The sequence below is a fragment of the Serratia sp. HMSC15F11 genome (assembly GCF_001808215.1).
Classification (GTDB): domain Bacteria; phylum Pseudomonadota; class Gammaproteobacteria; order Enterobacterales; family Enterobacteriaceae; genus Serratia; species Serratia nevei.
Genome location: NZ_KV792395.1, coordinates 140,095 through 154,824 on the forward strand (window position 1 = coordinate 140,095; position 14,730 = coordinate 154,824).

12 protein-coding genes are annotated in these 14,730 nt (G+C 62.7%); 1 reads left to right on the top strand and 11 read right to left on the bottom strand.

All coding sequences use genetic code 11. The features are described from left to right. Positions 1-155: 155 nt before the first annotated feature. Complete coding sequence (gene glyA, locus HMPREF3138_RS03265) at positions 156-1,409, bottom strand: serine hydroxymethyltransferase (protein ID WP_025303922.1); 1,254 nt, start codon at positions 1,407-1,409, stop codon at positions 156-158. Positions 1,410-1,766: 357 nt separating this feature from the next. Here glyA and hmpA point away from each other — a divergent pair, with 357 nt between their 5' ends. Next, positions 1,767-2,957, top strand: coding sequence for an NO-inducible flavohemoprotein (gene hmpA / locus HMPREF3138_RS03270; RefSeq protein ID WP_038874521.1), 1,191 nt, complete (start codon positions 1,767-1,769; stop codon positions 2,955-2,957). A gap of 37 nt (positions 2,958-2,994) precedes the next feature. Here the strand turns inward: hmpA and HMPREF3138_RS03275 are convergent, their stop codons facing one another. The 10 genes from HMPREF3138_RS03275 to HMPREF3138_RS26810 all read right to left on the bottom strand — a co-directional run. After that, the gene (locus tag HMPREF3138_RS03275) at positions 2,995-4,179 is read right to left on the bottom strand and encodes a c-type cytochrome (protein WP_038874518.1); all 1,185 of its coding nucleotides are present in this window, start codon (positions 4,177-4,179) and stop codon (positions 2,995-2,997) included. After that, a complete protein-coding gene (locus HMPREF3138_RS03280; protein ID WP_038874517.1) occupies positions 4,176-6,086 on the bottom strand; it encodes an NAD(P)/FAD-dependent oxidoreductase in 1,911 nt (636 codons plus the stop codon). Before HMPREF3138_RS03280 ends, HMPREF3138_RS03275 begins: the two co-directional genes overlap by 4 nt. A gap of 85 nt (positions 6,087-6,171) precedes the next feature. Beyond that, the gene (patD, locus tag HMPREF3138_RS03285) at positions 6,172-7,596 is read right to left on the bottom strand and encodes an aminobutyraldehyde dehydrogenase (protein ID WP_038874515.1); all 1,425 of its coding nucleotides are present in this window, start codon (positions 7,594-7,596) and stop codon (positions 6,172-6,174) included. 35 nt (positions 7,597-7,631) lie between these two features. Next, positions 7,632-8,438 (bottom strand): ABC transporter permease, encoded by an 807-nt coding sequence (locus tag HMPREF3138_RS03290; RefSeq protein ID WP_038874514.1) that lies wholly within the window; start codon positions 8,436-8,438, stop codon positions 7,632-7,634. Beyond that, positions 8,428-9,372, bottom strand: a complete 945-nt coding sequence (locus HMPREF3138_RS03295; protein WP_033644105.1) for an ABC transporter permease — start codon at positions 9,370-9,372, stop codon at positions 8,428-8,430. The genes HMPREF3138_RS03290 and HMPREF3138_RS03295 overlap by 11 nt, the downstream gene beginning before the upstream one ends. 1 nt (position 9,373) lies before the next feature. After that, a complete protein-coding gene (locus HMPREF3138_RS03300; protein WP_038874513.1) occupies positions 9,374-10,402 on the bottom strand; it encodes an ABC transporter ATP-binding protein in 1,029 nt (342 codons plus the stop codon). Between the two features lie 194 nt (positions 10,403-10,596). Further along, a complete protein-coding gene (ydcS, locus tag HMPREF3138_RS03305; RefSeq protein WP_033635611.1) occupies positions 10,597-11,751 on the bottom strand; it encodes a putative ABC transporter substrate-binding protein YdcS in 1,155 nt (384 codons plus the stop codon). Positions 11,752-11,824: 73 nt separating this feature from the next. Then, positions 11,825-13,288 (bottom strand): gamma-aminobutyraldehyde dehydrogenase, encoded by a 1,464-nt coding sequence (locus HMPREF3138_RS03310; RefSeq protein ID WP_038874512.1) that lies wholly within the window; start codon positions 13,286-13,288, stop codon positions 11,825-11,827. A 115-nt stretch (positions 13,289-13,403) separates the two neighbouring features. Then, positions 13,404-14,327: a LysR substrate-binding domain-containing protein gene (locus HMPREF3138_RS03315; RefSeq protein WP_038874511.1), complete on the bottom strand. Its 924-nt coding sequence runs from the start codon at positions 14,325-14,327 to the stop codon at positions 13,404-13,406. A gap of 126 nt (positions 14,328-14,453) precedes the next feature. Next, on the bottom strand, positions 14,454-14,730 hold a 277-nt coding region (locus tag HMPREF3138_RS26810), incomplete at its 5' end, for a hypothetical protein (protein WP_210394198.1).

Sequence of the window (14,730 nt, forward strand, 5' to 3'; positions counted from 1 at the left end):
ATCCCTCCGGAGTGAGGGCAATACTTTGACAGAGCTCACACCGCCCCGCAATCGTCATTCCACTTCAATACGTTAGAGTGCCATACAGTTCACAGTTTGCTGCTAGCGGGCATAAAAAAACCCGCCGCAGCGGGTTTTGTCAGGCGAAAGCGGGATTATGCGTAAACCGGCAGGCGGGCGCAGATATCCAGCACTTTCTTCTTGGTGCGTTCGATGGTGGCTTCATCGTTGATGTTGTCCAGCACATCGCAGATCCAACCGGCCAGTTCGCGCACGTCGGCCTCTTTGAAGCCGCGACGGGTCACGGCCGGGGTGCCGATACGCACGCCGGAGGTGACGAACGGGCTCTTCGGATCGTTCGGCACGCTGTTTTTGTTGACGGTGATGTTGGCGCGGCCCAGGGCAGCGTCCGCTTCTTTACCGGTCAGGTTTTTGTCGACCAGATCCAGCAGGAACAGGTGGTTATGGGTGCCGCCGGAGACCACTTTGTAGCCACGCTGCAGGAACACGTCCACCATCGCCTTGGCGTTGACCGCCACTTGCTGCTGGTAAACCTTGAACTCAGGCTCCATCGCTTCTTTCAGCGCCACCGCCTTGCCGGCGATCACGTGCATCAGCGGGCCGCCCTGGCCGCCAGGGAACACGGCGGAGTTCAGCTTTTTGTACAGCTCTTCGTCGCCGCCCTTCGCCAGGATCAGGCCGCCGCGCGGGCCCGCCAGGGTTTTGTGGGTGGTGGTGGTGACGATGTGCGCGTGCGGTACCGGGTTCGGGTACACGCCGGCGGCGATCAGGCCCGCCACGTGCGCCATGTCGACGAACAGGTAAGCACCGATGCTGTCGGCGATTTCGCGCATTTTGGCCCAGTCAACCACGCCGGAGTAAGCGGAGAAGCCGCCGATGATCATTTTCGGCTTGTGGGTTTGCGCCTGCTTGGCCAGATCGTCATAGTCGATTTGGCCTTTGTCGTCGATGCCGTAAGGCACCACGTTATACAGTTTGCCGGACAGGTTGACCGGAGAACCGTGGGTCAGGTGGCCGCCGTGCGCCAGGTTCATGCCCAGAATGGTGTCGCCCGGCTGCAGCAGCGCGGTGTACACGGCGAAGTTAGCCTGGGAGCCGGAGTGCGGCTGCACGTTGGCGTAATCGGCGCCGAACAATTCTTTGGCGCGATCGATAGCCAGCTGTTCAACGATATCCACGTATTCGCAGCCGCCGTAGTAACGCTTGCCCGGATAGCCTTCAGCGTATTTGTTGGTCAGCTGGGAACCTTGAGCCTGCATCACGCGCGGGCTGGTGTAGTTCTCAGACGCGATCAGCTCGATGTGCTCTTCCTGACGCACCACTTCCTGCTCCATGGCACGCCACAGTTCCGCATCGTAATCGGCAATGTTCATTTCACGCTTTAACATCCGGCATCTCCTGACTTAAATCAGCTAACTAAAAAATCACCAAATAACTACCCGTTTGGGTTCTGGGCCACAGTGTAAACCGTTTCGCCCCACCGAAGATAGGTCTTGACAGAGGTTTTTACGCAAACGATTGGCATAAGGTGGCGCAAGGCTTTGATCCGCGAAACACCGCCGTTTATCAACGGACATTTCCTCATGCGAACAATGCGCTTTTTTCATGTTCTGTGAGCGCGATCGACGCCCGAAGAACACCGCAACGAAAACAAGGGTATTTACAAGCGACGCGGAACCCAATAAGATGCATTTAAAATACATCATTAAAATTCTCGTCAAGATCTCAACCCAAGGAGCGCTTCCATGCTGGATAGCCAAACCATCGCCACCGTGAAATCCACTATTCCCCTGCTGGCTGCGACCGGGCCGAAGCTGACCGCCCACTTTTACGATCGCATGTTCGCGCACAACCCGGAATTGAAAGACATTTTCAACATGAGCAACCAGCGCAACGGCGATCAGCGTCAGGCGCTGTTCGACGCCATCTGCGCCTATGCCGCCAACATCGAGAACCTGGCGGCGCTGTTGCCGGCGGTGGAGCGCATCGCGCAGAAGCACACCAGCTTCAATATCCAGCCGGAGCAGTACAACATCGTCGGTGGTCATCTGCTGGCGACGCTGGACGAAATGTTCAGCCCAGGCCAGGAAGTCCTGGACGCCTGGGGCAAAGCCTACGGCGTGCTGGCCAACGTATTTATCCAGCGTGAAGAGCAGATTTATCAGCAGAGCGAAACCGACAACGGCGGCTGGCGCGATCTGCGCGCGTTCCGCATCCTGAAGAAACAGCCGCAGAGCGACGTGATCTGCAGCTTCGTGCTGGCGCCGGTGGACGGCGGCCGGGTGGCGGACTTCAAACCGGGGCAATACCTGGCGGTCTACATCAAGCACGACAGCCTGGAGCATCAGGAAATTCGCCAGTACTCGCTGACCACCTCGCCGAACGGCGAGTTCTACCGCATCGCGGTGAAGCGCGAAGATCTGGGGAAAGTATCCAACTACCTGCACCAGCAGGCGCAGGAAGGCGACGTGATCTACATCGCCCCGCCGCACGGCGACTTCTTCCTCGACGTGGCACCGACCACGCCGGTGGCGCTGGTCTCCGCCGGCGTCGGCCAAACCCCGATGCTCGGCATGCTCAACACCCTGCACGACAACCAGCATCAGGCGCAGGTCCACTGGCTGCACGCGGCGGAAAACGGCAGCGTGCACGCCTTTGCCGATGAGGTAGCGGATATTGCCGGGCGTATGCCGAATCTGAGCCGCCATGTGTGGTACCGCGAGCCGGGTGCCGATGACGTGGAAGGCCGCGACTACCACAGCCGCGGATTGATGGATTTGAGCGCGCTGCAAGGCAGCCTGGCCGATCCGCAGATGCACTATTACTTCTGCGGCCCGGTGGCCTTCATGCAGTTCGTGGGCAAACAGCTGCTGGAGATGGGCGTAGAGGCCGAACGCATCCACTACGAATGTTTCGGCCCGCATAAGGTGCTGTAATGCTTGCGGAGCGCGGCCGTCAGACCGCGCTCCCCTCTCATTTCGCCTGCAGTTGGCGCGCGTCCTGCACCTGCTGCACCGTCACCGGTGCCGCCTGGTTGCCCCAGCTTCCCCGCAGATAGCTCATCAGATCCGCCGCCTGCCGATCGTTCAACGCCCAGCCGTAAGCCGGCATATCGAACGCCATCGCGTGCTGCGTGGCTGGCGTATGCGCCCCCTCCAGCACCACCCGCAGCGCGGTCAGCGGATTGTCCGCCGTTACCGTGGCATTGCCCGCCAGCGCCGGAATGGCAAAATCGGTGCCTTCGCCCTTGTTGCCGTGGCAGGTCGAGCAGTACATCGCGTAGGTCGCCTTGCCGCCCGGATTATTCGCCTGCACGGCAGGCGCAGCGGCTTTGGCGGCGGTTTCCGGCGCCAGGCTGCGCAGGTACACCGCAATGGTGTTCAGATCGCCGTCGCTGAGATACTGCGTACTGTGGGTCACCACCTCGCTCATCGGCCCGGCGACCGCCGCATGGCGGCTGCGGCCGGTTTTCAGCAGCGCCGTCACCTCTTCCGGCGGCAGGCCGCGTAGATTGGAGGCATACCAGCCGTCCAGCTCGGCGCCGCTCAGGAATACCGGCGCCTTACCGTCCAGCCCCTTCTCCTGCATCGCCCAGCCGCGCGGCGTGTGGCAGCTGCCGCAATGGCCCGCGCCCTGCACCAGGTAGGCGCCGCGGTTCCACTCGGCGCTTTGCTGCGGATCGGCCTGATACGGCTGGTCGTCGTGGAACAGCTGGTTCCACACCGCCAGCGGCCAACGCATCGACAGCGGCCAGCTGATGTCGCTGTCCCGGTTGGCGACGTTCTGCGCCGGCACTTCATTCATCAGATAGTCATACAGCGCGCGCATGTCTTCCGCGCTCATTTTAGCGTACGAGGTGTACGGCATCGCCGGGTAAAGCCGGTGACCATCTTTGGCCACCCCCTGGCGCATGGCGCGATCGAACTCTTCGAACGAATAGGCGCCGATGCCGTGCAGCTTGTCCGGCGTGATGTTGGTGGCGTAGATAGCCCCGAGCGGCGTCGGGAACTTCATGCCTCCCGCCAGTTCAGCGCCGCCCGGCGCGGTGTGGCAGGCGGTGCAGTCGCCGGCTTTGGCGACATATTCCCCGGCCGACATCGCCTGGGCCGAGCCGCCGGCAGCCAGCAGGCTCAACAGGTACAGCGAACGCAGACTCATGCTCCCTCCTTGGCGGCAACCTTGCCGTAGGCCAGTTCGTTCACCGCGCGCCACGCCTGATCGATCGCCGAGTTGGCGTACGGGCTCCAGTCAGAATCGGAGTTAGCGATAACGATCTTACCGATCGGCTGCCGCGCCGTTTCGATGATTTTCTTGGCTTCTTCTTCATCGTCAAACAGCCCGTTGAGGAAGTAGGAATAACCGTGCGACCAGCGGTTGACGGTGATCGCCTGAATGTCGCGCTGATGGTCGAAACCCGCCTCGCCCAGCATGCCCTGCAGCTGTTCGCGGATCATCTGCTCGTGCACCTCGAACGGCGTGCCCAGCAGCAGCGCGCGCCCTTTGCGCGACTGCTCGCGCGGGCTGAGGCCGCTGCCCGGCAGCGTCGGCACGTACACCATATGCAGACCGATTGGCCGATCCGGATCGCGCGGGTGCTGATACCCGCCCATGCTCACCGGGTAGTCCAGCTTCACGCGGCTGTACGGCGCGGCCGGCGAATAAATTTCGTGCACGCCCAGCTTGATGAACGGCTGCCAGTTGCGGATCACCACCTTGCTGTACACCAGCGGCGCCTTGACGTTCTGCTTGAGCGCCTCCTGCTGCTCGTGCGACATCTCCGGCACCAGGTACGGGATCATCATGTTGTAGCCGGCCATCACCACCTGCCCGGCGCGCACCTTGGTCATCTTCTCACCGGTCATATAGGTGACTTCCACCTTGTCGCCGACGTTGGCCGCGTGGAGCCCGGTGCTGTTCAAACGCAGCTTCACCGGCGACTCCGGCCGATCGAGCTGGCTGTAGTCAAATTTGGCCAGCACCACGTCGTTCATGTCTTTTCCGGCCGGCGCCACCGCCGGGATCAGCTTGCGCACCATCAGGCGCGTCAGCGTGGCGTTGCCGTCCGGGAAGTGGAACACATAAGGATCATCGAGGTCCGCCTGCGACTCTTCGTCCAGCGGCGGCAGATTCATGCCGTTCAGGCCCGGCAGATCGCAAATGCGCGCATCGCTGCACGACGTGCCGTCGATGCCCACCGCCTGGAAATCGTTGGTGGTCTGCTGGAAATAACGGATCGCCAGTTCGCTCAGGCCCACTTTTTCACGCAGGAACTGGGTGTAGCTGTGGGTATCGAGCCATTCGACCTTCTGCTCCAGCGTCATCTCCGGCAGATAATCTTTCTCCACCGTATGCAGCGCGATCAGCGCCTGGCGATCGCTTTCCGGCAGCGGGAAATCGCCGATGAACGCTTCATAAGAGCGGCCGTTGAGGCGATCGCGCGGAATGTCGTCCGCCACCGTGCGGCCCGGATCGCCGCTCACCACCTTGTCGACGCCGAAGTTCTTGCGATCGAAGTAAACCCCGCGGCTCAGGTTCAGATCCGGGTAGAAGGTGGTGTCAAACGCCTGCTCCAGTTGGTCGATATCGACGCCGAGCTTGCGCAGCAGCCCCATCGCCACCGGGCTGAAGTTGGAGCGCGGCGACTGCAGCGATTCGCTGCCGCCGTAGCCGAGCAGCATGCCGTCGTCGGTGTTGAATTCGTTGCGCTTGGCGTGGCCGCCGAAGTCGTCATGGTTGTCGATCAGCAAAATGCGCTGCTGCTCGCCTTTCAGCTGCTGCCAGAAGCAGGCGGCCGCCAGCCCGCTGATGCCGGCGCCCACCACCACCAGATCGAACTCTTCAACGGCGGGCACGCTGCCGAAATCAAAGGTTTTACCGTCGCGCCCCAGCTGGTGCGCATGCTCGAACGAGCCCGGATGGTTGCCCCGCAGCCCGGTCAGCGCCGGCGGATAGTACAGGGTTTGATTGGCGGTTTGCGGCGACGCGCGCAAGATTTGCAGCGGCGTCAACCCGGCGGCGATGGTGATCGCCACCCCGTTGAGAAAATCGCGTCTGGTGATACCCATATAGGCTTCCTTTCAATTTTTATTATCATCGGCCGGCCGGGGCCGGCCCGAAGGCCGCGCTATTGTGCGGATAATTATTGTAAAATCAATGTTTGAACATCACATGACGAATGGCGGTGTAATCCTCCAACCCGTACATCGACATGTCCTTGCCGTAGCCGGACAGTTTCTGGCCGCCGTGCGGCATTTCGCTCACCAGCATGAAGTGGGTGTTCACCCAGGTGCAGCCGTATTGCAGGCGGGTGCTTAAGCGATGCGCACGGCCCACGTCGCGGGTCCATACGGACGACGCCAGCCCGTAGTTGGATTCGTTTGCCCAGGCCAGCACCTGCTCTTCGTCGTCGAACGGCGTCACCGTCACCACCGGGCCGAACACCTCGCGCTGCACGATCTCATCCTCCTGGCGCGCGCCGGCCAGCAGCGTCGGCTGGAAATAGTAACCCGGCCCTTTTACCTTCTCGCCGCCGGTCACCACCTGCACGTGCGGCAACGCTTTGGCGCGCTCGACAAAACCGGCGACCCGCTCCAGATGCTGGGCGGTAATCAATGGCCCCAGTTCGGTGCTCTCGTCGTCCGGCGCACCGATCTTCAGGCTGGCCACCGCCTCGCCCAGCCGCTTCACCAGCTCGGGATAAATGCTTTTCTGCGCGTAGATGCGGCAGGCGGCGGTGCAATCCTGCCCGGCGTTGTAGAAACCGAAGCCGCGAATACCGTCCACCACCTGCTGCAGATCGGCGTCGTCAAACACCAGCACCGGCGCCTTGCCGCCCAGCTCCATATGGGTGCGCTTAATGCCGGCGGCGGTGTGGGCGATGATGTGCTCGCCGGTGGCGATCGAGCCGGTCAGCGACACCATTCGCACCTTGTCATGCCCGGTCAGCCGATCGCCGACGCTTGCGCCGCGGCCGAACAGCACGTTGAGCACGCCCGGCGGGAACAGCCCGGCGGCCAGTTCGGCCAGTTTGAAAGTGGTCAGCGGCGTCTGCTCCGACGGCTTGATCACCACGCAGTTGCCCGCCGCCAACGCCGGCGCCAGTTTCCAGGCCGCCATCATCAGCGGGTAGTTCCACGGCGCGATCGAGGCCACCACGCCGAGCGGATCGCGGCGGATCATCGAGGTATGCCCGGCCAGATACTCGCCGGCCGCCATGCCGGTCAGGCAGCGGCTGGCCCCGGCGAAGAAGCGAAACACGTCGGCCACCGCCGGCAGCTCGTCGTTCAACACGCAGTGATAAGGTTTGCCGCAGTTGAGCGACTCCAGCCTGGCGAAAGTCTCGGCATGCTCATCGATCAGATCCGCCAGCTTGAGCAGATGCTCGGCGCGCTCCTTCGGCGTGGTTTGCCCCCAGGCGGCGAACGCGGCGTCCGCCGCCAGCACCGCGCGATCGACCTGCTCCGGGCTGGCCTCCGCCACCTGCGCAATCACTTCGCCGGTCGCCGGGTTATACACCGGCTGGGTCGCGCCCTGGCCATTCACCAGTTGGCCGTCAATCAACAGTTGGCTTTGCATAGGGTTATCCTTTTATCAGAGGTCGGGTAAGGAAATTATTTGCCGCTGCCGGCGACGCTTTCCCCACCTTTGGTCAGGTAGTAAGCGCCGAGGATCGGCAGCATGGTCAACAGCATTACCGACAGCGCCACCACGTTGGTGATCGGCACGTCGCGCGGGCGACCGAGCTGGTTCAGCAGCCACAGCGGCAGCGTGCGCTCGTGGCCGGCGGTAAAGGTGGTCACGATGATTTCATCGAACGACAGCGCGAACGCCAGCATGCCCCCGGCCAGCAGCGCCGAGCCGAGGTTCGGCAAGATCACGTAACGAAAGGTTTGCCAGCCGTCGGCGCCGAGATCCATCGACGCTTCGATCAGGCTGTACGAGGTGCGGCGGAACCGGGCGATGACGTTGTTGAACACGATCACCACACAGAACGTCGCATGGCCGACGACGATAGTCAGGATGCCCGGCTCGATGTTCAGCGCCTTGAACGCCGCCAGCAGCGCCAGACCGGTGACGATCCCCGGCAGCGCGATCGGCAGCAGCAACAGCAGCGAAATGCTGTCCTTGCCGAAGAAATCGCGCCGATACAGCGCCGCCGCCGCCAGGGTGCCGAGCACCAGCGCGATGGCGGTCGCCAGGCAGGCGATCTGCGCCGACAGCAGCACCGCATCGATGATGTCCTGCCGCCCGGCGGCAACGTTGAACCAGTGCAGCGTGAACCCCTTCGGCGGGAAGCTGAAGGCGGCATCCTCGGTGTTGAAGGCGTAGATGGCGATGATCGCCAACGGGAAATGCAGGAAGATCAGTCCGCCCCAGGCGGCCAGCTTCAGCCCTAAGGGCGCGCGTTCAGAGTGCATCGAAAGCCCCCAGACGTTTGACGATGGAAAGGTAGATGGCGATCAGGACGATCGGCACCAGCGTAAAGGCCGCGGCCATCGGCATATTGCCGATCGCACCCTGCTGGGCGTACACCATGCTGCCGATGAAATAGCCCGGCGGCCCCACCAGCTGCGGCACGATAAAGTCGCCCAGCGTCAGCGAGAAGGTGAAGATCGATCCGGCGGCGATGCCCGGTACCGCCAGCGGCAAAATGACGTGGCGGAAGGTCTGCGCCGGTCGCGCGCCCAGATCCGCCGAGGCGTGCAGCAGCGAGGGAGGCAGGCGCTCCAGCGCCGCCTGGATCGGCAGGATCATGAACGGCAGCCAGATATAGACGAACACCAGAAAACGCCCCAGCCCCGAGGTCGACAGCGTGTTACCGCCGACGCCGGGCACCGTCAGCAGCGAAGCCAACAGCGGCTCCAGCCCCAGGTGCTGCAGGAACCATTGCGCCACGCCGTCTTTCGCCAGCAGCAGGGTCCAGGCATAGGCTTTAACGATATAGCTGGCCCACATCGGCATCATCACCGCGATGTAAAAGAACGCTTTGACGCGGCCGCTGGTATAGCGCGCCATGTAATAGGCGATCGGGAACGCCAGCGCCGCGCTGGCCAGCGACACCAGCACCGCCATGGTCAGCGTGCGCAGGATGATGTCGTAGTTGGCCGGGTTGAACAACGCCGCCAGGTTGGCGAAGGTCAGATCCGGCGTCACCGCCATGGTGAAATCGTCGAAGGTGTAAAACCCTTGCCACAGCAGCGTCAGCAGCGAACCGAGGTACACCGCGCCAAACCACAGCAGCGGCGGCACCAGCAGCAAAAGCAGATACAGCGTCGGCCGGCGATAAAGCCAGGTCGACAGCGCGCGCACGGTACCGCCGCGCGCCGAGGGGGAATCGATGCTCATGTCCATCTCACCTCTCCTCCAGCAGCGGTACCATCGCCGCGCGCGGCCAGCAGGCGACGATCGGCTGGCCAATCTGCCGCTGTTGCCCTTCGGCGATCCACTGCGGATTGGCCTGGCTGACCAGCAGCTTTTCGCCGCCGTTCAGCGCGATTTCATACCGCGTGGCCGCACCCTGGTAATGGATTTCCTGCAGCGTGCCCTGCACCTGGATCTCGTCCTGCGCCGCGCCGCCGTACTCCAGCAGGCGGATGTGTTCCGGCCGGATCGAGAAGGTTCGGCTTTCGCCGAGCAGGCGCTGCGCCAGCTCGTTGCGCACCACGTTGGAGGTGCCGACGAACTCGGCGACGAACGGCGTCTTCGGCCGCATGTAAAGCTCGCGCGGCGTATCCACCTGTTCGATGCGGCCGTTATTGAACACCGCCACCCGATCGGACATCGACAGCGCTTCGCTTTGATCGTGGGTGACGAAGATAAAGGTGATGCCCAGCTGGCGCTGCAGCTTCTTCAGCTCGCCCTGCATCTGCTCGCGCAGCTTGAGATCCAGCGCGCCGAGCGGTTCGTCCAGCAGCAGCACTCGCGGCCGATTGACCAGCGCGCGCGCCAACGCCACGCGCTGCCGCTGGCCGCCCGACAGGTGCGCCGGCTTGCGTTCGGCAACGAAACCGAGCGCCACGCTCTCCAGCGCCTCTTGCGCCCGCGCCAGCCGCTCGCGTTTAGCGACGCCCTTCACCATCAGGCCATAGGCGACATTTTCCAGCACCGACATGTGCGGGAACAGCGCGTAATCCTGAAACACGGTATTCACGTCGCGCTGATACGGCGGCAGGTTGGCGGCTTCCTGGCCGTGGATGCGAATCGAGCCGGAAGTGAGCTGTTCAAAGCCGGCGATCAGGCGCAGGCAGGTGGTTTTGCCCGAGCCGGACGGCCCGAGCATGGAGAAGAATTCCCCGTCCTGAATGTCGATAGATACCCGATCCACGGCGCGAACATCGCCGAAAGTCCGCGAAACATCGATGAATTGCACGGCAATGGTCATGATCTGCACTCCAAAAAATCAAATGACTTCGGCGGATTGGGCGACAACCCGTAACCTAACCAGACCTATCCGCAAAATAATTCGAGCTGCATCGAGGCGGCAACCAAACGCATCCCCGGGAGCGTACAAATCGTACGTGACCGGGGTAAGTGCGGGCAGCCAACAAAGAGGCGGCTTGAAGTATGAAGGGGATATTAGCGGCCGCCCATGATGGCGATGTAATCCTGGGTCCAGCGGCTGTACGGCACGAACTTGCCGCCCTGCGCCTGCGGCGTTTTCCAGAAGGCGATTTTGTCGAACTGGTTGAAGCCGTTGGTTTCGCAGCCCTTCTCACCCAGCAGCGCGCTGGCCTTGCAGCCCGCCGGTGAAGCCGGCACCGATCCGAACCAGGCCGCCACGTCGCCCTGCACCTTCGGCTCCAGCGACCAGTTCATCCACTGGTAGGCGCAGCTCGGGTGCTTGGCGTCGGCATGCAGCATGGTGGTGTCCGCCCAGCCGGTCACGCCCTCTTTCGGGAACACGGTGGCGATCGGCTGCCCCTCGCCCTTCAGGGCGTTGGCCTGATACGGCCAGGCGCTGGAGGCCACCACGCCTTCGTTTTTAAAGTCGCTCATCTGCACCGAGGTGTCATGCCAGTAGCGGTGGATCAGCGCGTGCTGGCTGCGCAGCAGCTTCAGCGCCGCCTGATACTGCTCTTCGTTGAGCTGGTAAGGATCGCTGATGCCGAGCTGCGGCTGGGTGGCCTTCAGGAACAGCGCCGCGTCGGCGATGTAGATCGGGCCGTCGTAAGCCTGCACCCGGCCCTGGTTGCTCTTGCCGTCCGGCAGGTTCTGCTGCTGGAAGATCACCGCCCAGCTGTCCGGCGGCGTCGGGAAGGTTTTGGTGTTGTACATCAGCAGGTTCGGCCCCCACTGGTACGGCGTGCCGTAGGTTTTGCCGTCCACGGTGTACCAGGCGCCGTTCAGCAGGCGCGGATCGATGTTCTTCCAGTTCGGGATCAGCGCGGTGTTGATCGGCTGCACCCGCTTGCCGAAGATCAGGCGCAGCGAGGCGTCGCCGGAGGCGGTCACCAGATCGTAGCCGCCCTTGGCCATCAGGCTGACCATTTCATCGGAGGTGGCGGCGGTCTTCACGTTCACCGCGCAGCCGGTTTGCTTTTCAAACTGGGTGACCCAGTCGTAGTTTTTGTCGGACTGGCCGCGTTCGATGTAGCCGGGCCAGGCGATGATATCCAGCCGGCCTTCGCCTTTGCCCAGCGACTGCGGCAGATCGGCCGCCTGAGCCAGGCCGCACAGCACGGTGAGACAGAGCGCGGAGACGGTGGTGGTGACTGCGGTAGTTTTTCTCATCGTAATTACCCCTGTGTTGCGTATCTGTGTGCGGCAGGGAACGGCTGCCGCCTGATTTTGCTTTATAGAACCGCTAGAAGCTGGCTTTGAACTTCGCCATTACGTGCCTGACAACGCTGTAATCCTGCAGCGAATCGCTGGACAGATCCTTGCCGTAGCCGGAGCGTTTCAGGCCGCCGTGCGGCATCTCGCTCGCCAAGGTGAAATGGGTGTTGATCCAGGTGCTGCCGTACTGCAGATGGGCGGCAATGTGCAGCGCCCGATCGATATTTTGCGTCCACACCGACGAAGCCAGCCCGTATTCCGAGTCGTTGGCCCACTCGACCGCCTGCTCCAGGTGTTCGAAGCGCGTGATGCTGACCACCGGGCCAAACACCTCGCGCTGCACGATTTCGTCGCTTTGCAGGCAGCCCGCCAGCAGGGTCGGCTGGTAGTAGAACCCCGGCCCGGAGTGTGCCGCGGCACCGGTGATCAATTCGATATGCGGTTGACTGAGCGCTCGCTCGACGAAGCTGGCGACGCGATCGCGCTGGCGGGCACTGATCAGCGGGCCGATCTCATTGTCCTGATCGCGCTTGCGGGCGAAGCGCAGGCTGGCAACCGCCTCGCCCAGCGCGTCCACCAGCTTGGGATAGATACCCGCCTGCGCGTAGATGCGGCAGGCGGCGGTGCAGTCCTGGCCGGCGTTGTAATAGCCGTAGGTGCGAATGCCGTTGACCACCTCGTCGAGATCGGCGTCGTCGCAGACGATCACCGGCGCCTTGCCCCCCAGTTCCAGATGGGTACGCTTGACGCTTTTGGCCGCCGCCTGAAGAATTTTTTGCCCGGTGACGATATCGCCGGTGACCGACACCAGCCGCACCTGCGGGTGCCCCACCAGCTGGCTGCCGACCCCTTCCCCGCCGCCGTAGACGATATTCAGCACGCCCGGCGGCAGGATCTCCTGCAGCGCCGGCACCAGCGCCAGAATGGTCAGCGGCGTATGTTCGGAGGGTTTAAACACCACGGTATTGCCCGCCGCCAACGCCGGCGCAATCTTCCACGCCGCCATCATCAGCGGATAGTTCCAGGGGGCGATCGAGGCCACCACGCCGATCGGATCGCGGCGGATCATCGAGGTGTGGCCCGGCACATACTCGCCGGCCAGCTGCCCTTGCTGCGTGCGCACCGCGCCGGCGAAAAAGCGGAACACGTCGACCGCCGCCGGCAGATCGTCATTGAGCGCCTGATGCAACGGTTTACCGCAGTTGAGGGCTTCCAGCTGCGCCAGCTGCGGCGCCTGCCGCTCGATGGCGTCGGCGATCCGCAGCAACAGAGCGGCGCGCTGGGCCGGCGTGGTGCGCGACCAGTGGCCGAACGCCTGCTGCGCGGCTTTCACCGCGCCGCCGACCTGCGCCGAAGAGGCTTCGGTCAGGGCGATCAGCGGCTCGCCGTTGGCCGGATTGACGATGCACTCCTGCTGGCCTTCGCCGTCGACCAACTGACCGTTAATGAACTGCTGACAGGACAAACCTGAGAGAACCTGCACATCTGCCATCGCCTGACGCCCCTAAGTGACAAAAACGTTAACCAAATGTGAATAAGTTAGTTTTAATCAGCCTAAGCGAGCCTCTGGCGGGCAACAAATTCTAAATACTGAACGCCGCGTTCGATTAAATCGAATGCTTAAGCCCGGCGGCGTGTTTGCTGCCGTTCTCGCGCGCGATGGTAAGGAACGGCGTCACCAGCTCCGGCCGCGCGCTGCCGCGCCGCCACGCCAGCCCGATATCCAGCGGCTCCAGCAGATCGTCCAGCTTACGCGCCTCGATCATGTTGCCCTCGAGCGACCAGGCGCGGTACGCCATGTCCGGCTGGATGGAGACCCCCATCCCCGCCGCCACCAGGCTGCGCACCGCCTCGGTCGAGGCGGTCTTCATGGCGATCTCCGGCTTCAGCCCGGCGCGCGACCAGATGCGCCGCGCGTGCACGTCCATTTCATCGGCGTTGAGCTGGATCAGCGGCTGTTTGGCCACGTCCGCCAAGCTGATGCTCTCGTGCTCCAGCAGCGGGTGCAACGGCGGCAGCCAAAGGCGATACGGCGAGTGCATCAGCACCTCGGTCTGCAGCGCGTCGCGGTCTTCGATGTTCGACAGGATCAGCACGCCGATGTCGATCTCGCCGCTGACCAGCAGGTGCTCAATATACGGGCGCTCGTCTTCAACCACCTGCACGGTGACGTTGGGATAGGCCGATTTAAAGCGCGTGAGCAGCTCCACCAGGAAGTAGCCGGCCACCAGGCTGGTAACGCCGACGGTCAGCTTGCCGGTCAGGCTTTCGGTGCCGATCTGCAGGCTGCGCTTGGCGTTGTCCACCGTCGCCAGGATCAGATACGACTGGCGCAAAAACTGATGCCCCTGATGGGTCAGCGTCATGCCCTTGGCGTGGCGATCGAACAGCCGCACGCCGATCTCGGTTTCCAACTGCTGGATCGCCAGCGTCAGCGAAGACTGGGAGACAAACACCGCCTGGGCGCCGGCGGAGATCGACCCGGTTTCCGCCACCGCGATGAAGTGGCGGATTTGGCGTAACGTCATCATCCCCATCGCCTTTCAAGCCGCTGCGTTGTTGTCTGCGTTCTATTACGTGGCCCATCCGTAGGCCACGCCCTAACGGGCCGCTGCAAGCAGCGTTCAAATCTGCTCCCGGCAGATTTGTCCCCCCAGTCACTTACCTGAGTAAGCTCCTGGGGATGCACGCCCTTGCCGCCTAGCCACAACTTGAAATTCATTGGGGATCACCTCAATCAAGATAGTTAGATTGATTGTAGATCCCGCGAGAAAAGCGATCGGGAAAAGTATCAAAAACGCGATAGCGTTCGCTTTTTTAGAATGCCGACGGGCAAAAAGAGGGAAACGGCGAGGCGAAGAAGCATGATGCGCGGGGAGCAGAAATGACAAGGGCGCAGCACTGAACTGCACCCCAAATGTTGGACACATCTGA

What these genes read in the sequence shown, in the direction of transcription:
- glyA (WP_025303922.1), bottom strand. Translation starts at nt 1,409, where the DNA reads ATGTTAAAGCGTGAAATGAACATTGCCGATTACGATGCGGAACTGTGG.
- hmpA (WP_038874521.1), top strand. Translation starts at nt 1,767, where the DNA reads ATGCTGGATAGCCAAACCATCGCCACCGTGAAATCCACTATTCCCCTG.
- HMPREF3138_RS03275 (WP_038874518.1), bottom strand. Translation starts at nt 4,179, where the DNA reads ATGAGTCTGCGTTCGCTGTACCTGTTGAGCCTGCTGGCTGCCGGCGGC.
- HMPREF3138_RS03280 (WP_038874517.1), bottom strand. Translation starts at nt 6,086, where the DNA reads ATGGGTATCACCAGACGCGATTTTCTCAACGGGGTGGCGATCACCATC.
- patD (WP_038874515.1), bottom strand. Translation starts at nt 7,596, where the DNA reads ATGCAAAGCCAACTGTTGATTGACGGCCAACTGGTGAATGGCCAGGGC.
- HMPREF3138_RS03290 (WP_038874514.1), bottom strand. Translation starts at nt 8,438, where the DNA reads ATGCACTCTGAACGCGCGCCCTTAGGGCTGAAGCTGGCCGCCTGGGGC.
- HMPREF3138_RS03295 (WP_033644105.1), bottom strand. Translation starts at nt 9,372, where the DNA reads ATGGACATGAGCATCGATTCCCCCTCGGCGCGCGGCGGTACCGTGCGC.
- HMPREF3138_RS03300 (WP_038874513.1), bottom strand. Translation starts at nt 10,402, where the DNA reads ATGACCATTGCCGTGCAATTCATCGATGTTTCGCGGACTTTCGGCGAT.
- ydcS (WP_033635611.1), bottom strand. Translation starts at nt 11,751, where the DNA reads ATGAGAAAAACTACCGCAGTCACCACCACCGTCTCCGCGCTCTGTCTC.
- HMPREF3138_RS03310 (WP_038874512.1), bottom strand. Translation starts at nt 13,288, where the DNA reads ATGGCAGATGTGCAGGTTCTCTCAGGTTTGTCCTGTCAGCAGTTCATT.
- HMPREF3138_RS03315 (WP_038874511.1), bottom strand. Translation starts at nt 14,327, where the DNA reads ATGATGACGTTACGCCAAATCCGCCACTTCATCGCGGTGGCGGAAACC.